This is a genomic window from Roseateles sp. GW835-FHT13E02 (assembly GCF_058794035.1).
This window is the reverse complement of sequence record NZ_JBXAGJ010000014.1, coordinates 73950-92932: the sequence shown is the minus strand read 5'-3', so window position 1 is coordinate 92932 and position 18983 is coordinate 73950. Positions and strand designations below refer to the sequence as shown.

Annotated in this window: 17 protein-coding genes; 9 read left to right on the top strand and 8 right to left on the bottom strand. The window is 67.4% G+C overall.

Annotated elements, in window-relative coordinates:
* The first annotated feature begins 142 nt into the window (after window positions 1-142).
* Window positions 143-1021 (top strand): LysR family transcriptional regulator, encoded by an 879-nt coding sequence (locus AC1Q6P_RS14990; protein ID WP_492664751.1) that lies wholly within the window; start codon window positions 143-145, stop codon window positions 1019-1021.
* Window position 1022: 1 nt separating this feature from the next.
* Here the strand turns inward: AC1Q6P_RS14990 and folE2 are convergent, their stop codons facing one another.
* From folE2 to xseB, 4 genes are all read right to left on the bottom strand, one after another.
* Entirely contained in the window at window positions 1023-1817 is a 795-nt protein-coding gene (gene folE2, locus AC1Q6P_RS14985) for a GTP cyclohydrolase FolE2 (protein ID WP_492664700.1), read from the bottom strand.
* 115 nt (window positions 1818-1932) lie between these two features.
* Window positions 1933-3867 (bottom strand): 1-deoxy-D-xylulose-5-phosphate synthase, encoded by a 1935-nt coding sequence (gene dxs / locus AC1Q6P_RS14980; RefSeq protein ID WP_492664701.1) that lies wholly within the window; start codon window positions 3865-3867, stop codon window positions 1933-1935.
* Window positions 3868-3888: 21 nt separating this feature from the next.
* Window positions 3889-4803, bottom strand: a complete 915-nt coding sequence (locus AC1Q6P_RS14975) for a polyprenyl synthetase family protein (RefSeq protein ID WP_492664702.1) — start codon at window positions 4801-4803, stop codon at window positions 3889-3891.
* Window positions 4788-5063: an exodeoxyribonuclease VII small subunit gene (gene xseB / locus AC1Q6P_RS14970; RefSeq protein ID WP_102766499.1), complete on the bottom strand. Its 276-nt coding sequence runs from the start codon at window positions 5061-5063 to the stop codon at window positions 4788-4790. The genes AC1Q6P_RS14975 and xseB overlap by 16 nt, the downstream gene beginning before the upstream one ends.
* 336 nt (window positions 5064-5399) lie before the next feature.
* Here xseB and AC1Q6P_RS14965 point away from each other — a divergent pair, with 336 nt between their 5' ends.
* From AC1Q6P_RS14965 to AC1Q6P_RS14950, 4 genes are all read left to right on the top strand, one after another.
* Window positions 5400-6557, top strand: a complete 1158-nt coding sequence (locus AC1Q6P_RS14965) for an aromatic ring-hydroxylating oxygenase subunit alpha (protein ID WP_102766498.1) — start codon at window positions 5400-5402, stop codon at window positions 6555-6557.
* Between the two features lie 101 nt (window positions 6558-6658).
* Entirely contained in the window at window positions 6659-7579 is a 921-nt protein-coding gene (locus tag AC1Q6P_RS14960; RefSeq protein WP_492664703.1) for a DMT family transporter, read from the top strand.
* Window positions 7576-8451, top strand: coding sequence for a sulfurtransferase (locus tag AC1Q6P_RS14955; RefSeq protein WP_492664704.1), 876 nt, complete (start codon window positions 7576-7578; stop codon window positions 8449-8451). The genes AC1Q6P_RS14960 and AC1Q6P_RS14955 overlap by 4 nt, the downstream gene beginning before the upstream one ends.
* Before the next feature lie 89 nt (window positions 8452-8540).
* Window positions 8541-8975, top strand: a complete 435-nt coding sequence (locus tag AC1Q6P_RS14950) for a universal stress protein (RefSeq protein ID WP_102766495.1) — start codon at window positions 8541-8543, stop codon at window positions 8973-8975.
* A gap of 100 nt (window positions 8976-9075) precedes the next feature.
* Here AC1Q6P_RS14950 and AC1Q6P_RS14945 read toward each other — a convergent pair whose 3' ends face one another.
* Window positions 9076-9852 (bottom strand): ZIP family metal transporter, encoded by a 777-nt coding sequence (locus AC1Q6P_RS14945; protein ID WP_492664705.1) that lies wholly within the window; start codon window positions 9850-9852, stop codon window positions 9076-9078.
* Window positions 9853-10118: 266 nt separating this feature from the next.
* On the opposite strand from AC1Q6P_RS14945, the gene ppx reads away from it, so the two are divergent.
* Window positions 10119-11654 (top strand): exopolyphosphatase, encoded by a 1536-nt coding sequence (gene ppx / locus AC1Q6P_RS14940; protein ID WP_492664706.1) that lies wholly within the window; start codon window positions 10119-10121, stop codon window positions 11652-11654.
* A gap of 31 nt (window positions 11655-11685) precedes the next feature.
* Here ppx and AC1Q6P_RS14935 read toward each other — a convergent pair whose 3' ends face one another.
* The 3 genes from AC1Q6P_RS14935 to AC1Q6P_RS14925 form a co-directional block, all read right to left on the bottom strand.
* Window positions 11686-12168, bottom strand: a complete 483-nt coding sequence (locus tag AC1Q6P_RS14935; protein WP_492664707.1) for a SixA phosphatase family protein — start codon at window positions 12166-12168, stop codon at window positions 11686-11688.
* Window positions 12169-12186: 18 nt separating this feature from the next.
* Entirely contained in the window at window positions 12187-14241 is a 2055-nt protein-coding gene (gene ppk1 / locus AC1Q6P_RS14930; RefSeq protein ID WP_171826993.1) for a polyphosphate kinase 1, read from the bottom strand.
* 82 nt (window positions 14242-14323) lie between these two features.
* A complete protein-coding gene (locus AC1Q6P_RS14925) occupies window positions 14324-15208 on the bottom strand; it encodes a UDP-2,3-diacylglucosamine diphosphatase (protein ID WP_171826992.1) in 885 nt (294 codons plus the stop codon).
* 107 nt (window positions 15209-15315) lie between these two features.
* Between AC1Q6P_RS14925 and AC1Q6P_RS14920 the strand changes: the two genes are divergently transcribed.
* The 3 genes from AC1Q6P_RS14920 to AC1Q6P_RS14910 are packed head-to-tail and all read left to right on the top strand — an operon-like array spanning window position 15316 to window position 18911.
* Window positions 15316-16251, top strand: coding sequence for a hypothetical protein (locus AC1Q6P_RS14920; RefSeq protein ID WP_492664708.1), 936 nt, complete (start codon window positions 15316-15318; stop codon window positions 16249-16251).
* Between the two features lie 26 nt (window positions 16252-16277).
* Window positions 16278-17996, top strand: coding sequence for a single-stranded-DNA-specific exonuclease RecJ (gene recJ / locus AC1Q6P_RS14915; protein ID WP_492664709.1), 1719 nt, complete (start codon window positions 16278-16280; stop codon window positions 17994-17996).
* A 9-nt stretch (window positions 17997-18005) separates the two neighbouring features.
* Window positions 18006-18911, top strand: coding sequence for a 3',5'-nucleoside bisphosphate phosphatase (locus AC1Q6P_RS14910; RefSeq protein ID WP_171826989.1), 906 nt, complete (start codon window positions 18006-18008; stop codon window positions 18909-18911).
* Window positions 18912-18983: the final 72 nt, after the last annotated feature.

Here is an 18983-nt window from a genome sequence, read left to right as displayed (position 1 = left end):
AGGGTTCAGGGAATGGCTGAAGCATGCCTGCCCTGCGCCATTCATTCAAATATTGATTTATAAACACCCAATTCATTTTGGATATGCTCATCTCGTGAACCCGGACATCAGCCTGCGCCATATCGAAGTCTTCCGCGCCGTCATGACGGCCGGCAGCGTCACCGAAGCCGCCCAGCTGCTGCGCAGCTCGCAGCCGACACTGAGCCGTGAGCTGGCGCGGCTGGAGCAACTGCTGGGCTATGCCCTGTTCGAGCGCCAGCGCGGCCGCCTGCGCGCCACCGCGCGGGGCCTGGCCTTGTTCGACGAAGTGCAGCGCAGCTACCAGGGCCTGGACCGCATCCGCAGCCGCGCCGCGCAACTGGGCCGGGACGAGCAGGTGCAGTTGGCCGTGCTCTGCCTGCCTGCCCTCAGCCATGCCTTGCTGCCTGCCGCCTGTGCCGACTTTCTGGCCGCCCACCCGGCGGCGCAGCTGTCCATCACACCCCAGGAATCGCCCTTGCTCGAGGAATGGATGGGGGCGCAGCGCTTCGACCTGGGCCTGAGCGAGCAGCAGGCGCACAACGCCGAGGGCACACAGCGGGTGCCGGTGCTGACCCTGGATGAGGTGTGTGTATTGCCTGCAGGCCACCCGCTGCTGGCGCGTCAGGTGCTGCAGCCTTCGGACTTCGAGGGCCAGGATTTCATCAGCCTCTCGGCCGAGGACCCGTACCGGCTGCAGCTGGATGCCCTGTTCGCGGAGGCCGGCGTGCAACGCCGCTTGCGCGTGGAAACCCACAGCGCCGTGGCCGTGTGCGCGATGGTCCAGCAAGGCCTGGGCCTGGCCATCGTCAATCCCTTGACGGCGCTGGCCCTGGCCGGCCCGGGCCTACAGCTGAGACGCTTCAGCGTATCCGTGCCTTTTCAGGTCTCGGCCCTGCTGCCGATGTACCGGCCGGCGCAACCGCTGGCACAAAGCTTTCTGCAGGCCCTACAGCATCAAGCGAGCCGCATGAGCCAAGCGCTGGAACTCGCCCTTCGCTGATTTAGAGCCGCTCGATGCGCGCGTAAGCCGAATGGTTGTGGATGGACTCGAAGTTCTCGACGTCCACCGTGTAGCGACCGATGCGCGGATCGGCGTTCAGGCGGAGGGCCACATCGCGCACCAGATCCTCGACGAACTTGGGGTTCTCGTAGGCATGCTCGGTGATCCACTTCTCGTCGCTGCGCTTGAGCAAGGGCCAGATTTCGCTGGAGGCGCTTTCCTCGGCGAAGCGCACCAGTTCTTGCCAGCTGACCGCCTGGGCGCCGATTTCGGCGCGCACCGTCACCAGCGAGCGCTGGTTGTGGGCGCCGTAGTCGGAGATCTCTTTGGAACAGGGGCACAGGCTCTTGACCGGCACGGCCACCTCGGCCCAGACCGTGGTCTGGCCAGCTCGGGTTTCAGAGATCAGGCGGCCTTGGTAGTCCAGCAGGCTCTCGATGCCGGACACCGGCGCGCGCTTGCGGATGAAGAAGCTGAACGCCACTTCGATGCGGCCCTCGACCGCCTCCAGCTTGACCAGCATCTGACCATGCAGCTCACGCAGCGAGGCGGCATCCAGCGGCGCCTGCAAGGCGTCGAGCCAGGCGACGAAGCGGGACATGTGCGTGCCCTTCTTCTCGGCCGGCAAGCTGACATCCAGCGTCCAGGTGCCCACCGTGGGCTGCGCCTGCGTACCGACCTGGATCTGCAGCGGGTAGCGCACATCCTTGACGCCGACGCGCTGGATGACGAGGTGGCGCTCATCGCGCTCGCTCTGGGTGTCGGGAATGTGGAGGGCGCTGGTGACTTGGTTCATGCAATCGGGTGCGCGGCCCGTCGATGTGGCCGCAGAAATTACGGGATAACCCTGAAGCCCTCAGCTTGCCAGCAAGCCGCCAACCTTGCCGCGGCAAGGTCTTGGCGGCCATGCTTCACTGATTGGCGGCGGGGCGCAGCAGGCTGGGTCGGGCGCCGAAGCGCTTGAGAATGGCTTGTTCGATGCCGCTGGCGTCCAGGCCGCAAGCCGCCATCAGCTTGGGCACCTCGCCGTGCTCGATGAATTCATCGGGTAGGCCCAGCACCAGCACCGGCGGATTGAGCCCGGCCGCTTGCAAGACCTCCATCACGGCCGAGCCCGCGCCACCCATCAAACAGCCGTCTTCCACGGTGACGAGGGCATCGTGCGTGCGCGCCAACTCGGTGACCAGCTCGACATCGAGCGGCTTCACAAAACGCATATTGGCCACGGTCGCGTCGAGTTGCTCGGCCGCTTCCAAGGCCGGGTACAGCAAGGTACCGAAGGCCAGGATGGCGATGCGCGGCGCGCCGGCCGCGCCCGCGAGCTGCGGCTTGCTCGATTGCCGGCGCAGCTCGCCCTTGCCCCAGGGCAGCAGACTCATGGTCTTCTGGACTTCCACGCCCACACCGGCACCACGCGGGTAGCGCACGGTCACCGGGCCGCTGTGCTGGTAGCCGGTGTAGAGCGCCTGGCGGCATTCGTTCTCGTCCGCCGGGGTCAGGACCGCCATATTCGGGATGCAGCGAGTGAAGGCGATGTCGTAGTTGCCGGCGTGGGTGGCACCGTCGGCACCGACCAGACCGGCACGATCCAGGGCAAACAGCACCGGCAGGTTCTGCAGGGCCACGTCGTGGATCAATTGGTCATACGCACGCTGCAGGAAGGTGGAATAGATCGCCACCACCGGCTTCATGCCCTCGCAAGCCATGCCGCCGGCCACCGTCACCGCATGCTGCTCGGCGATGCCGACATCGTGGTAGCGAGTCGGGAAGCGCTTGTGGAACTCCACCATGCCCGAGCCTTCGCGCATGGCCGGCGTGATGCCAATCAGGCGGCTGTCGGCCTCGGCCATATCGCAGAGCCAGTCACCAAACACCTGGGTGAAGCTGACCTTGGCCGGCGCTGCCGATTTGACGAAACCGACCGATGGGTCGAACTTGCCCGGTGCGGCGTGGTACTTGACCGGATCGGCCTCGGCCAGCTTGTAGCCCTGGCCCTTCTTGGTGACCACATGGAGGAACTGCGGGCCTTTCTTGCCGCGCAGATTCTCCAGGGTCGGAATCAAGGCATCGAGGTCGTGGCCATCGATGGGGCCGACGTAGTTGAAGCCGAACTCTTCGAAGATGGTGCCGGGCACGACCATGCCCTTGGTGTGCTCTTCGAAGCGCTTGGCGAATTCGTACAGCGGCGTGTTCTTCAACACCGACTTAGCGCCCTCGCGCGCCGAGGCGTAGAAGCTGCCGCTCATCAGACGGGCCAGGTATTTGTTCAGCGCGCCGACCGGGGGGCTGATCGACATGTCGTTGTCGTTCAGGATCACCAGCACATCGCCCATCACGCCGCCGTGGGCGACGCCGGCATTGTTCAACGCTTCGAAAGCCATGCCGGCCGTCATCGCCCCGTCGCCGATGATGGCCACGGCCTTGCGGTCCTCACCCTTGAGTTTGGCAGCCATGGCCATGCCGTGGGCGGCCGAGATGGAGGTGCTCGAGTGGCCCGTTCCGAAGGTGTCGTATTCACTCTCGTCGCGGCGCGGAAAGCCGCTGATGCCGCCGAAATGGCGGATGGTGGCGAGCGCGTCGCGACGGCCGGTCAGCACCTTGTGCGGATAGGTCTGGTGACCCACATCCCAGACCATACGGTCATGCGGGGTGTTGAACACATAGTGCAGAGCCACGGTCAGCTCGACCGTGCCCAGATTGGAGCCCAGATGACCGCCGATGCGCGAATTGGACAAGGTGTCCAGCACATAGGCACGCAATTCACCGGCCAGCTTGGGCAGCTCGGTGCGAGGCAGGCGGCGCAGATCGGCCGGGCTGTTGATGGTGTGCAGCAGAGAGTCACTCATGGATGATGGTGCCGCGTTTGCTCAGTTGTCTCGTTCCACGACCATATCGGCCAACAGGCCCAACCAGGCAGTGTTGCGCAGGCCGGTGGCCGCCAGGGCCCGGTGGGCGTCGTCGCGGAGCTGGCGAGCCAGGGCGCGGGCAGGCTCCAGGCCCAGCACCGACACATAGGTCGGCTTGTTGGCGTCTTGGTCCTTGCCGGCGGTCTTGCCCAGCACGGTGGAATCTTGGGTTACATCGAGGATGTCATCGACCACCTGGAAGGCCAGGCCCAGAGCCGCGCCGTAATCCGACAAGGCCTGGCGCGCGGCCGGGCTGATGTCGCCGCAGGCGGCGCCCATCATCACGCTGGCTTGCAGCAAGACGCCGGTCTTGCGGCGGTGCATGTCACGCAGCGTGCATTCATCGAGCTGCTTGCCCACGCTGGCCAAGTCGATGGCCTGGCCGCCGGCCATGCCGGCATGGCCGGCCGAGCGGGCCAGCAGGCTGCACAAGCGGGCTTGCAAGGCCGGCGCCATATCGGAGTCCGCCTCGTCCGGCGTCAGCACCTCGAAGGCCAGAGCCTGCATGGCGTCGCCCGCCAGCATGGCCTGGGCCTCGCCGAACTTGACGTGCACGGTGGGTTTGCCACGGCGCAGCACATCGTCATCCATGCAGGGCATGTCGTCATGCACCAGAGAGTAGGCATGAATCAACTCCACCGCACAGGCCGCGCGCATGGCCGCGCCCGCATGACCGGCGACAGCTTCGCAGGTGGCCAGCACCAGCAAGGGGCGCAGGCGCTTGCCGCCGTCGAGCACCGCATAGCGCATGGCTTCGCCCAGACCTGCCGGGGCATTGACGGGGACAAATCCGTCCAGCGCTGATTCACACGCAGCGAGCGAGCGCTGCATCCATTGTTCAAACACACCAGCATCCACGCTCAGGACTCTCCCCATTGTTTCAATCCCTCGCCCTCCAGCACCTTGACTTGTTGTTCTACGGCCTGCAGTCGCGATCGGCACAGCCCCAACAGGCCGGCACCCCGCTTGTAACTCTCCAGCAACTGATCGAGCGGCAGCTGGCCACCCTCCATATCGGCCAGCAAACGCTCCAGCTCAGCGAGCGCCTGCTCGTAGCTAAGGTGTGCCAAATCCTCCTCCGCCTGGGAAGCGGCGGCTTTGGATGCGGCTTTGGACGCGCTGCTGGATCGGGTCATTGTTCGAGACAAGCAAACCGCGATTGTAGTCAGTGCGCCACGCCCGCCCGCAGCGGCAATGTCAGCCGGCCGCCACGACTGAAACGGCGGGTAACTTGACAGGCCGGGGCGCTTGAAGGCTGGCCTGGGTACAATCCCGCCTCCTTGCCTGCTCGCAGCACGGCAAGCCCCAGAGTAGAAACCCGCAGGGGGCGCCGATCGGCAGCGCCCCGGCTTGCTTCTCCTGGGCTGCATGCTTTTTCATCCTTTTCTTTCCCACAGCAGGCCTGCGCGCATCTGGCGCGGCCGGTGTCGGCATGGGCCGACACCCCGGTTCCTAGGAGACCCACTTGGATCATGTCCGACCTGAGCATCGCCCTCTCAGTGATTGAAACACCGCACAGCTCCGGCGCCAGCCCTGCCAACTCGGCAGACGCCAGCACCGTCACCCAGCTGCCCGTGACATCCTATTTCGATGAAGCCCTGTTCCAGCGCGAGCAGGCGCTGATCTTCCAGGCCGGCCCGCGCTACATCGGCCATGCCCTGGCCGTGCCGGAGGTGGGCGACTACTACGCCCTGCCACAGGAAAAAGAAGGCCGCGCCCTGGTGCGCACCCCCAAAGGCCTGGAGCTGATCTCCAACGTCTGCCGCCACCGCCAAGCCGTGATGCTGCGCGGCCGCGGCAACACCCGCAGCAACATCGTCTGCCCCCTGCACCGCTGGACCTACAGCCTGCAGGGCGAGCTGATCGGCGCGCCGCATTTCGACCACGATCCCTGCCTGAACCTGAACAACTACAAGCTGCGCGAGTGGAACGGCCTGCTGTTCGAAGACAACGGTCACGATGTCGCCGCCTCGCTGAAGAATCTAGGGGCAGCTGCCCAACTCGATTTCTCGGGCTATGTGCTGGACAAGGTCCATGTGCACGAGTGCGACTACAACTGGAAGACCTTCATCGAGGTCTACCTCGAGGACTACCACGTGGGCCCCTTCCACCCGGGCCTGGGTCAATTCGTCACCTGCGACGATCTCGCCTGGGAGTTCGGTGAGCACCATTCGGTGCAGACCGTGGGCATCCACAAGGATCTGGCCAAACCCGGCTCGCCGGTCTACCAGCGCTGGCATGAACAGTTGCTCAAGTACCGCGAAGGCCGCCCGCCCGAGTCCGGCGCCATCTGGCTGACCTACTACCCGCACATCATGGTCGAGTGGTACCCGCATGTGCTGGTCGTGTCCACGCTGTTCCCGCAAGGGCCGCAAAAGACCGCCAACATCGTCGAGTTCTACTACCCCGAGGAAATCGCCGCCTTCGAGCGCGACTTCGTCGAGGCCCACCAGGCCGCCTATATGGAAACCTGCGTGGAAGATGACGAAATCGCCCTGCGCATGGACCAGGGCCGGCGCGCCCTGATGGAGCGCGGCGACAACGAAGTCGGCCCCTACCAGAGCCCGATGGAAGACGGCATGCGCCATTTCCACCAGTGGTACCGGCGTGAGATGAAGCTGGATCGCTGAGCGCCAAGCCACCCTCTGCCCAAGCCCTCGCAACGCCCTGCGCAGCCGTCCTGCCGGGGCGTTGTCTTTTCTGAGCCCTGCCCTCGATTGCTCTGCCCGCCATGTCCGCCTCTTTGCTGATCGTCGCCGCCACGTTCTTGTTCGCCAGCATGGGCGTCTGCGTCAAGCTGGCCTCGGCCTACTACGACGCCAGCGAGATCGTCATGTACCGCAGCCTGATCGGCGTGCTGCTCGTCGGCGGCATGGCGCTGGCGCAAGGCAAAAGCCTGCGCACCTCCGTGCCGCTCAAGCATTTCGGTCGCAGCCTGGCGGGCGTGCTGGCCCTGTCGCTGTGGTTCTACTCGATCGGCCAGCTGCCACTGAGCACGGCCATGACGCTCAGCTATATGTCCTCGGTCTGGATGGCGGTGTTCATGATTCTGGGCGCCCTGCTGTTCAAGACGGCGCCGGTCCGCCCGCGTCTGGTGGCTGCGGTGCTGCTGGGCTTTGTCGGCGTGGCCCTGGTGCTGCGCCCGACCCTGGCGCAAGACCAGATCACGGCTGGCATGATCGGCCTGGTCGCCGGCATGCTCTCGGCCCTGGCCTATTTGCAGGTGGCTGGCCTGGGCCGGGCTGGCGAGCCCGAGTACCGCGTGGTGTTTTACTTTTCACTCGGCGGCGTGCTGGCCGGGGCGCTGATCACCTCCGGCATGCAGCAGCTCGGCCTCAGCCAGGGACTGCACCCGCACAGCCTGAAGGGCGCAGGCCTGCTGCTGGCCGTCGGCCTGCTGGCCACCGCGGCCCAGCTGATGATGACGCGCGCCTACGGCCGTGGCAAAGCCCTGGTCAACGCGGCGCTGCAGTATCTGGGCATCGTGTTTTCGGTCGGCTACGCCCTGCTGTTTTTTGGCGAGCAGGTCGATGCCGGTGCGCTGATCGGCATGGGCTTGATCGTGGCTGCCGGCGTGGGCGCCAGCTGGGCCCAAGCCGGTAGACAATCAACGCCGCAATCCACCGCAGCCCAGGAATCGCGCACGCCATGAACCCCGCTCGCTTTCAGACCCTGATCACCGCCACCGAACTGCAGCAGGCTCAGGCCGCCGGCCAGGCTCTGCTGCTGATCGACACCAGCTTCGACCTCGCCGACACATCCGCCGGCGAACGCAGCCATGCCCAGGGCCACCTGCCTGGCGCGCATTACCTGCACCTGGACCGTGACCTGAGCGCCGCCAAGACCGGGCCGGATGGCCGTTTCCGCGGCCGCCACCCCCTGCCCGATCGCGCCGAATTCGCGGCCCGCATGGCCGCACTTGGCCTGCGCCCGGGTCTGCAGGTCGTGGCCTACGACGGCCAAGGCGGCATGTATGCCGCCCGTCTGTGGTGGATGCTGCGCTGGATCGGCCATGCCGAAGTGGCGGTGCTGGACGGCGGCCATGCCGCCTGGGTGGCGGCCGGAGGCGCGCTGAGCACCGCCCCGGCGCTGACGGAAGCAAACCCCAGCACCGCGCCCCTCCCCCTGCCCGACAGCCTGGTGCCCCAGCTGGATGCCGATGCGCTGCAGCGTCAGCTCGGCCGCCTGCGCCTGATTGACGCGCGCGCGCCCGAGCGCTTCCGAGGCGAGGTAGAGCCGCTGGACGCCAAGGCCGGCCACATCCCCGGTGCCCGCAACCGCCTGTTCAAGACCAATCTGCAGGACGATGGCCGCTTCAAGCCGGCCGAGCAGCTGCGCCAGGAGTTTCACAGCCTGCTGGCGCCGTTCGCCCCGGCGGAGGTGGTGCATCAGTGCGGCTCGGGCGTCACCGCCTGCCACAACCTGCTGGCCATGGAGCATGCCGGCTTGAGCGGCTCGCGCCTTTACCCCGGCTCCTGGAGCGAATGGTCCTCGGAGCCAAGCCGGCCGGTGGCCCAGGGCTGAAAACCTGACTGGGCATTTCACTTGACATAGCGCAAGATGGGCGGGCGGTCCTGCCCTGAAACTGAACCCCACAACAACGGAGGTTTGCCATGTTCAAGCGCATTCTGGTGCCCACTGACGGTTCTGACATTTCCACCAAGGCCATCCACACTGCCATCGCCCTCGCCAAGGTGCATGGCGCCAAGATCTACGCCCTGAGCGTCAAGGAGCCCTTCCCCTACAGCGCCGTGTCGGAAATGCAGCCGACGCCGCCACAGGAGTTCTTCGACGCGCAGGAGCGCATCGCCAGCGCCCGCGTCAAGGCCGTGCTGACTCTGGCCGAGGCGGACGGCGTGCCCCACGAGGGCCACACCCTTGAAGCCTTGCACGCCTGGGAGGCCATCATCGAACACGCGGGCAAAAACAACTGCGATCTGGTCGTCATGGCCTCGCATGGCCGCCGCGGCGTGCAAGCACTGCTGCTGGGCAGCGAGACCCAGAAGGTGCTGACGCACTGCACGGTGCCGGTGCTGGTGGTTCGCTGAACCCTCACCCTCGCACAAAAAATCAAAGGCCGGGCTGCAAAGCGCAGCACCGGCCTTTTTCACGGGCGCCCGAGATCGCGCTCGACCTCTGTGATGCCCATCAGTGATGGCCTGACACCGCCACCACCACCAGCGGAATCGCCAAACCGGCGCTCAGCCACAAGAGCTGCAGCCAGGTCTCGCGCAGCGGCAGACGGCGCTGCAGCTGCGGGATCAAGTCAGCCACCGCCACGTAAATGAAGCTGCTGCTGGCCGCCACCAGCAGGAAGGGGAACAATCTTTCCCAGGGGCCGACCACAAAATAGCCCAGCACCCCGCCCAGCACCGCCGACAGGCCCGAGATAGCATTGAACAGAAGCGCCTTGCCGCGCGAGAAGCCCGCGTTGAGCAGCACGATGTAGTCGCCCACCTCTTGCGGGATCTCATGCGCAATGATGGCCAGCGAGGTGACCAAGCCCAGATGCGGGTCGGCCAGAAAAGCCGCAGCGATGATGATGCCGTCGCAGAAATTGTGGATGCTGTCACCCACCAGCACGCTCAGGCCGCCGCGCCCCGCCTGCTCGACATCGAAATGGTGATGGTGGTGGTGACCATCGCCCTCGTGGTGGTGGTTGTGGCGATAGAGCTCGGCCTTCTCCAGCAGGAAGAAGAACAGCAGGCCGCCCAGCAGGGTCATGAACAAGGCATGCGGGCTGGCCTGGCTCTCAAACGCCTCGGGCAAGACATGGAGCAAGGCTGTGCCCAGCAGCACGCCGGTGGACAGACCCACCAGATGCTTCACCACCCGCCCCAGCAAGGTGACGGTCACACTGGCCGCGATCAGCACCGAGAGCAGGCCGCCGCTGAAAGTGGCCAGCACGATATAAAACAGAGTCATGTCATTCCAGGTGATGGGTGCCGGCGGGTGCCCACACCGGCCGCGGCGCGAGGCAAGCGCCCGCCCACAACCGGTCATAAAAACAAAGGGGAGGCTGTTCAGCCTCCCTGCAGCTGCGGTGGCCCGGCCTGGACGGCCGCCACCTGAGCTCTGGCTTTCATCTTAGCAAGCCTGTCAAGCGCCATGATCACCACGCAGCGCCACGCAGCGCCACACCGATGGCGCGCCGACACAGAGCTGCCTCGGTTTGCGCCGACAATGCCGCCATGAATTTTCCTGCCGCCCCCCGCGCCGTCGAGCTTTCGCCGCCGGCCACCGCCCCACTCGCCGCCATCGACATGGGCTCCAACAGCTTCCGCCTGGAGATCGCCCACCTACCGCGCGGCCAGTACAAGCGCCTGGAGTACTTGAAAGAAACCGTGCGCCTGGGTGCCGGCCTGGACAGCGAAGGCATGCTGACCGAGGCGGCCATGCAGCGCGGCCTGGACTGCCTGCGCCGTTTCGCCAGCCGCCTGGAGGGCTTCCCGGCCGCGCGTGTGCGCGCCGTCGCCACCCAGACCCTACGCGAAGCGCGCAACCGCAATGCCTTCCTGGCCCGCGCCCGCGAGGCTCTGGGCTACCCGATCGAGGTGATCTCGGGCCGCGAGGAAGCACGCCTGATCTTCGTCGGCGTCGCACGCCTGCAGCCCTCCAACCTGCCGCGCCTGGTGATCGACATCGGCGGCCGCTCGACCGAGATGATTCTGGGCCGCGGCCGCAAGCCGCTGACGGCCGAATCCTTCCAGGTGGGCAGCGTCAGCCTGTCGCTGCGCTTTTTCCCTGACGGCCAGTTCACGCCCGAGGCCTTCCGCGCCGCTCAGGTGGCCGCGGGGGCCGAGCTCGAAGAAGCCTTCGCCCTGTTCAAACCCACCATGTGGCAGGAGGCCCTGGGCTCCTCGGGCACCGTGGGCGCCGTGGCGCAAATCCTGGCGGCCAGCGGCCAGACCGATGGCCGCATCACGCCCGAAGCCCTGCGCTGGTGCATCGAGCGCGCGCTGGAAGCCGGCAGCATGGACCGCCTGGACCTGCCCGGTCTCAAGGAAGACCGCCGCGCCGTGGTCGGCGGCGGCCTGTGCATCCTCTACACCTTGCTGACCCAATTCGGCATCCCCGAGCTACGGCCCGCCAAGGGCGCGCTGCGCCAGGGCGTGATCTTCGACCTGGTCGAACGCCTGGAAACCGAACGCGCCGGCGAGGGCGCCACCGTGCTGGACATGCGCGAGGCCTCAGTCGCCGCGCTTCAAAAGCGCTTCAGCGTCGACCTGCCCCAGGCTGCTCGCGTGCAAGACCTGGCCCTGCGCCTGCACAAGCAGCTGGCACCGCGCGCCAGCCGAGCCCTGCAGCGCGAGCTGGCCTGGGCCGCCGCCTTGCATGAGATTGGCATGATGGTCTCGCACCACGACCACCACCGCCACAGCGCCTACCTGCTCTCCCATGTGGACGCGGCCGGTTTCTCGCAAGACCAGCTGCGCCGCCTGGCCGACCTGGCCCTGGGCCAGCGGGGCGGCCTGCGCAAGCTGGAAGCGCAGATGGGCGACGAAAGCCTGCTCTGGCAACTCTTGAGCCTGCGCCTGGCGGTGATCGCCTGCCATGCTCGCGGCGTGACCGAGCCCAAGGCCCTGAGCCTGCGCCGCAACGGCCGCCAGATCACCCTGAGCCTGCCCAAAGCCCTGCCCAACACCCAGCCGCGTGCGCTCTACCTGCTGCAGGAAGAAGCGCAGGCCTGGGCCCGCTCGGGAGTGCTGGAATTGCTGCTGGCCTGAGGCCGCTGAGCGACGCCCGAGCCTGATCGGCTCAGAGCTGATCGGGCGCCAGCACCGTGTGCAGGGTCACCTCAGGGCTACCGTTGCGCTCGCGCGCACGCAGCCACCAGATGGCCCCTTTCTTGACCGCCCAGGCCTGATCCTGCGCGCTCAGCAAGAGCGCGGCCACGCGGCCCAGGGTCGGTTGATGACCGACCAGCAGCACCGGGGCTGCGTCGGCGCCCGGGCCCGGACCCCTCAATGACCAGCCCGCCGCCTCCAGCAGCGCCTGCGGCTGCGCATCGGGCAGCAAGGCCGGCAGCAGCTGCAGATCGCGCCCCAGGGCCAGGGCGGTGCGATGCGTGCGCACCGCCGGGCTGGCGATCACCCGGCAGTTCTCGGCCAGGCGGCTGTTCAGCCAGGCGGCCATGCGCTGAGCCTGGCGTTCACCCTTGGGCGTGAGCCGACGGGCCACATCCGTGCCGCCCTCAGGCAGCAACTCGGCCTCGGCATGGCGCCAGAGAATCAGATCCACGGCCCGCGCTCCACCTGCTCAGTTGTCGGACTGGTAGCGCTTCATCAGCGCCTGCTGGGCGCTGCAGCCCTGATCGGAGATGCGGCTGGAGCGGCCATCGGGGCCGAGCTGCCAGGCGTCCAGGCTGTCATGCAGATAGGGCAGCAGGCCCTCGTCGATGACGCGCTGGCGCAGGCGGGCGTCGACCACCGGCCAGGCGACCTCGATGCGACGGAACATATTCCGGCTCATCCAGTCGGCGCTGGAGAGGTAGAGCGCCTCATCTTCCTCGCCAGGGCCCCAGCGGAAGTAGCAGATGCGGGTGTGTTCCAGGAAGCGCCCCACCACCGAGCGCACGACGATGTTGTCGCTGACACCAGGCAGACCCGGCGGCAGCATGCAGGCGCCGCGCACGATCAGGTCCACCTTGACCCCGGCTTGCGAGACGCGCAGCAAGGCCTGGATCAACTCCAGATCGGTCAGCGCATTGATCTTGATCACCACCCGGGCGGGCTTGCCGGCCAGCGCCGCCTGCTCCACCTGAGCCAGGTACTCCAACATGCGGCTGTGCATATTGAAGGGCGCCAGCAGCAAGCGCTTGGGCGGCTTGATCTTGCCCAGCGAGGCGAGCTGGCGGAACACCGCATCGGCGTCCGAGGTCAGCTCCGGGTCGGCCGTGAGATAACCGAGATCGGTGTAAAAACGTGCCGTGCGCGGGTTGTAGTTGCCGGTGGACAGATGGGCATAACGCCGGAACCTGGCGCCCTCGCGGCGCGTCACCAGCAGCAGCTTGGCATGCGTCTTGTAGCCGACGATGCCGTAGACCACCTGCGCACCCACGGCCTCCAGGCGCTCGGCCCAGTTGATATTGGCCTCTTCGTCGAAGCGGGCCTTGAGCTCCACCACGGCCATCACTTCCTTGCCGCGCCGCGCCGCCTCGATCAGCAGATCCATCAGCACCGACTTGCTGCCGGTGCGGTAGATGGTCTGCTTGATGGCCAGCACATCCGGGTCCTCCACGGCCTGGCGCAGGAACTCCACCACCGGATCGAAGCTCTCGAAGGGGTGGTGCAAGAGCACATCGCCCTTGCGCAGGCGATCAAAGATGGACTTCTGACGCGGCAGGCGCCCCTGAGGCCAGATCGGCTCATGATCAGGAAAACGAAGATCCGGCGCCTCGGTCTGATCGATCAGCTCATTCAGGCGCACCAGATTGACGGGGCCGTTGACCCGGTACAGGGCCGCCGCAGGCAGGCCGAACTGCTCCAGCAGGAACTGCGACAACTCGGCCGGGCAGGTGTTCACCACCTCCAGGCGCACTGCCCGGCCGAAGTGGCGCGTGGTCAGGCCCGAGCGCAGGGCGTGGCGCAGATTGGCCACCTCTTCCTCATCGACCTCGAGGTCGGAGTCACGGGTGACGCGGAACTGCGAAAACGCTTCGACCTTGCGGCCCGAAAACAGCTCTTCCAGATGCGCGCGGATCACGCTGGTCAGCAGCACAAAGGCCTGCTGGCCATCGCTGATGGAGGCCGGCAGCTTGATCACCCGCGGCAGCACCCGTGGCACCTTGACGATGGCGATGCGGTTGTCGCGGCCAAAGGCATCCTTGCCCGAGAGCCGGGCAATGAAATGCAACGATTTGTTGGCCACCTGCGGGAAGGGGTGGGCCGGGTCCAGACCCACCGGCACCAGCAGCGGCCGCACCTCGCGCTCGAAGAACTTGGCCACCCACTGGCGCTGCGCCTCGTTGCGATCCGCATGGTTGAGCACGACGATGCGCTGGGCGCGCAGGGCCGGCATGACCAGGTCGTTGAAGACCGAATACTGCTCGTCGATCAGGGCGTGGGCGGCGCGCCCCACCCGCTCGACATCGCGGTTATTGACCAGGCTCTCGGGATCGCGCGCGGCGTCCAGCATGTCGGCGAAACGCACCTCGAAGAACTCATCGAGGTTGGACGAGACGATGCAGATGTAGCGCAGCTGCTCCAGCAAGGGCACGTCGGCACGCTGGGCCTGGGCCAGCACGCGCCGGTTGAATTCAAGAATGGCCTGCTCGCGATTGAGCAGCTGGACGGGCACTTGAGGGACGGTCATCGATTCATTCTATGGATGAAATATGACAGTTCCGTGAGCCGAACGGACTAGGTCAGCAGCCCTGCCGTGCAGGCATGTTCGGCTAGCGCCCCTGCGGCGCCAGTTCCGTGCGCGGCGGGGCCACGCTGCGGCCGGCCAGCACCGTGCTGTGGGCGCTCCAGTCCAGGATTTCCAGCTGCCCGTCGGCATGCTCGACCAGGGCGGTCAGGCTCTCGACCCAGTCGCCGTCGTTGGCGTAGAGGATGCCGTCGATCTCGCGCAGCTCGGCATGGTGGATGTGGCCGCACACCACGCCGTGCACGCCGCGCTTGCGCGCCTCGCGCGCCACCGCCACCTCGAAATCGGAAATGAAGCTCACCGCCCGCTTGACCTTGAGTTTCAGATACTTGGACAAGCTCCAGTAGGGCAGGCCCAGACGGGCGCGCAGGCTGTTGAGGTGGCGGTTGAGCTTGAGCGTCAGCTCGTACAAGGTGTCGCCCACATGGGCCAGCCACTTGGCGCACTGGATCACGCCGTCGAAGAGATCGCCGTGGGTGATCCAGAGCTTGCGACCATCGGCTGTCTCATGCACCCATTCCTTGGCCACCTCGATGCCGCCGAAGTTGTGGCCCAGGTATTTGCGCGCGAACTCGTCGTGGTTGCCCGGGATGAAGACCACGCGGCAGCCCTTGCGCGCCTTGCGCAGCAACTTCTGCACCACATCGTTGTGGGCCTGCGGCCAGTACCAGCTGCGGCGCAGCTGCCAGCCATCGATGATGTCGCCCACCAGGAAGAGCTGCTCGCACTCCACCTCGCGCAAGAACTCCAGCAGCGCCACCGCCTGGCAGCCCGGCGTGCCCAGGTGCAGGTCCGAGATCCAGACCGTGCGGTAACGCCGGCTGGGCGGCTCCGCCGGGCCGTCCTCGGCCTCGGGAGGGTGGGCGGCCAAGGCCCAGTCTGCGCGGGAGGTGGCGGGGTCGTGCGGCATGGCGGGCAGTCTCGACCGGGCCCATGTCGCGGCCATGGCAGGCCTGTGACGCTTCCATGACGCCAGCCCTGCGGCAGCGGCGCGCCCGCGCCTCGATAATCACGCCCATGCATCTGATGATTCCCCACGCCAGCGCCCTGGGCGAGGCCTGCCAGCACAGCCTGGGCGAGCTGAACCTGCCCCATTTGAGCGAACTGCTGGGCCGCCTGAGCCTTGACGGCGCGCCCATCGGCGAGGACGAGTACAGCCTCAACACCCCGCAGGAGCTGGCCCTGGCCCAGCTGCGCGGCAGCCAGGCCGCGCCGGGCGAGCTGCCCACCGCCGCCTGGCTGGCCCGCAGCCTGGGGCTGGACGAGCGCCTGGCCTGGGCACGCCTGACGCCCCTGCATCTGGCCGTGGGCGCTGACCACATCACCGCCTACAACCCCGAGGATCTGCAGCTCAGCGAGTTCGATTCGCGCGCCCTCTTCGAGGCCCTGGCCGAGCTCTGGCCCAGCCAGGAGGGCTGGGCGGCGCACTGGGTGGACAGCCAGACCTGGCTGATCGGCCATGCCAGCCTGCAAGGCCTGGCCAGCGCCAGCCTGGACCGCATCCTGGCCCGCAATGTGGCGGCCTGGATGCCCGAGGCCCGACTGCTGCGCCGCCTGCAAAACGAGATCCAGATGCTGCTGCACGAACACCCGCTCAACCAGGCACGCGAGCAGCGCGGGGTGCTTGCCGTCAATTCGGTCTGGATCAGCGGCTGCGGCCGCGCCGAGGGCGGCGAACTGCCCGCTCAGCTGCAATTGGACGAGCGCCTGCGCGCGCCTTTGCTGGCGGGTGACTGGGCCGCCTGGTCGGAAGCCTGGGTGGCCCTGGACGCCGGCCCGGTGGCGCGCGCGCTCGACCTGGCCCGCAAGTCCCACCCCTCGCTGCGCCTGACCCTGTGTGGCGAGCGCTTCGCGCAGTGCTACAGCCTGCGCCCCAGCGGCGCCCTGCAAGGCCTGTGGCAGCGCCTGAGCCCACCGCGCGCCAACACCTCCGAACTGCTGGGGGCCCTGTGAACGCGCCCCGCCTGCTAACGCGCGAGGTGCCACCTCGCACCGCCTGGGCGCTGGAACAAGCCGGCATCGCGCCGCTTCTGGCGCGCCTGTTCGCCTCGCGCGGCGTCAGCTCGGCCGAGGAGCTGGACGACGGCCTGGCCCGCCTGCTGCCCCCCGAGGATTTGAAAGGCATCCAGGAGGCCGCGCGATTGCTGGCCGACTGCATCGAGCAGCGCCAGCGCATCTGCCTGGTGGCCGATTACGACTGCGACGGCGCCACCGCCTGCAGCGTGGCCCTGCGCGGCCTGACCCTGCTGGGCGCGGCGCCCGAGCAGCTCTGCTATGTGGTGCCCGACCGCGCCATCCATGGCTACGGCCTGACGCCGGCCATCGTCGAGCTGGCCCTGCCGCAACGGCCGCAGCTCTTGATGACCGTGGACAACGGCATTGCCAGCATGGCCGGCGTGGCCCATGCCAAGGCCCTGGGCCTGCGCGTGCTGGTGACCGACCACCACCTGCCCGCCGTGGTTGAAGGCCGGATCGAGCTACCCGCGGCCGACGCCCTGGTCAACCCCAGCCAGCCCGGCTGCGGCTTTGCCAGCAAGAACCTGGCTGGCGTGGGCGTGGCTTTTTATGTGCTGCTGGCCCTGCGCAGCGAGCTGCGCCAACGTGGCCGCTACGACAACGCGCCACAGCCCAAGCTCGACGGCCTGCTGGACCTGGTGGCCCTGGGCACGGTGGCCGATGTGGTCAAGCTCGACGCCAACAACCGCCGCCTGGTCGCGCAAGGGCTCAAGCGCATGCGCGCCGGCCGGGTGCAGCCCGGCATCGCTGCCTTGTTCACCGCCGCCGGCCGCGATTGCAGCCGCGCCAATGCCTTCGACCTCGGCTTTGCCCTGGGCCCGCGCATCAATGCCGCCGGCCGGCTCTCTGACATGACCCTGGGCATCGAATGCCTGCTCAGCGACGACCCGACCCGTGCCCTGGAACTGGCGCGTCAGCTCGACGCCATCAACCGCGAGCGGCGCGAGATCGAAGCCGATATGCGCGAGCAGGCCGAGTTCAAGCTCGACGAACTGATGCAAGACCCGCGCCTCAAGGGTGAGCCCCCCGCCGCCCTGGCCCTGTTCGAACCCGAGTTCCACGAGGGCGTGGTCGGCATCATTGCCTCGCGCCTCAAGGACCGCATCCACCGGCCCACTTTCGTCTTCGCCCGTGGCGCCGACGGTCAACTCAAGGGCTCGGGCCGCTCCATCCCAGGCTTTCATCTGCGCGACGCCCTGGACCTGGTCAGCAAGCGCCACCCCGAGCTGCTCAAGAAGTTCGGCGGCCACGCCATGGCGGCCGGCTGCACCCTGGCCGACGACGGCTTCGAGCGCTTCGACCAGGCTTTGCAAGACGTGGCGGCCGAATGGCTGGACGCAGCCGCCCTGACCCGCACCTTGCGCACCGATGGCCCCCTGGCCCCGGAGCTGTTCACCGCCGACACCGTGCGCGCCCTGGACGCCCAGGTCTGGGGTCAGGCCTTCGAAGCGCCGCTGTTCTGCGACCGGGTCGAGGTGATCTCGCAGCGCATCGTCGGCGAGCGTCACCTCAAGCTGCGCCTGCGCCAGGGGGGTGCCCTGCGCGATGCGATCTGGTTCGGCCACATCGAGCCGGTGCCCGAGCGCGGCCTCTTGGCCTACCGCCTGAGCCTGGACGAATACCAGGGTCAGCAGCGGGTGCAGATGATCGTCGAGGCGATGACGGAAGAGGCCGGCGCCTAAAATGGCCCAGTGAATCCAAACCTCGACCGCCAACCCGTCCACCCGTGGGCCCTCCACCACCTCAGCAATGCCGATTTGCATTGCCACTCGCGGGTGTCCGACGGCACCTTGCAGCCCGAGGAACTGGCGGCGCGGGCCAAGGCCAATGGCGTCGAGCTCTGGGCCCTGACCGACCACGACGAGGTGGGCGGCCAGCAGCGCGCGCTGGAAGCTGCCCAGGCCCAGGGCCTGGCCTACCTGACCGGGGTGGAGATTTCGGTCAGCTTCGCAGGCCGCGTGGTGCACATCGTCGGCCTCGGTTTTGACCACCACAACGAGGCCTTGATCCAGGGTTTGCGCGCCACCCGCGGCGGCCGCGAGCCGCGTGCCCGAGAGATGGCGGCCGGTCTGGCAGCCGTGGGCATCCCCGGCGCCTTCGAAGGTGCGCTGCAGTATGTGGGCAACCCGGAGCTGATCTCGCGCACCCATTTCGCCCGTTTCCTGGTGGAAGCCGGCCATTGCAGCGACATCAGCGAGGTGTTCCGCCGCTTCCTCACCGAGGGCAAGCCCGGTTATGTCGAACACCGCTGGGCCGGCCTGGGCGACGCCGTGCGCTGGCTGCGCGAGGCCGGCGGCATGGCCGTGATCGCCCACCCGGCGCGCTATGGCTTCACGCCCACCGAGGAGTACGCGCTCTTCACCGAGTTCATCGCCCACGGCGGCCGCGGCGTCGAGGTGGTGACCGGCAGCCACACGGCCGCTGAGGCCGCCAAGTACACCGAGACGGCACTGGAGTTCGGCCTGCTGGCCTCGCGCGGCTCCGATTTCCATTCACCCGACGAGAGCCGCATCGACCTCGGCCGGCTGGACGCCCTGTCCGGCCGCCTGCAGCCGATCTGGCTGGAGCTGGCGGACCGGGTGCATCCGCCGCAGTGAGGGTGTGAACCCCGGCCGCGGGACACACGTGTCTTTTTCGCACCGCCCCGCGCACGCGCGCCGGAGCCAGCG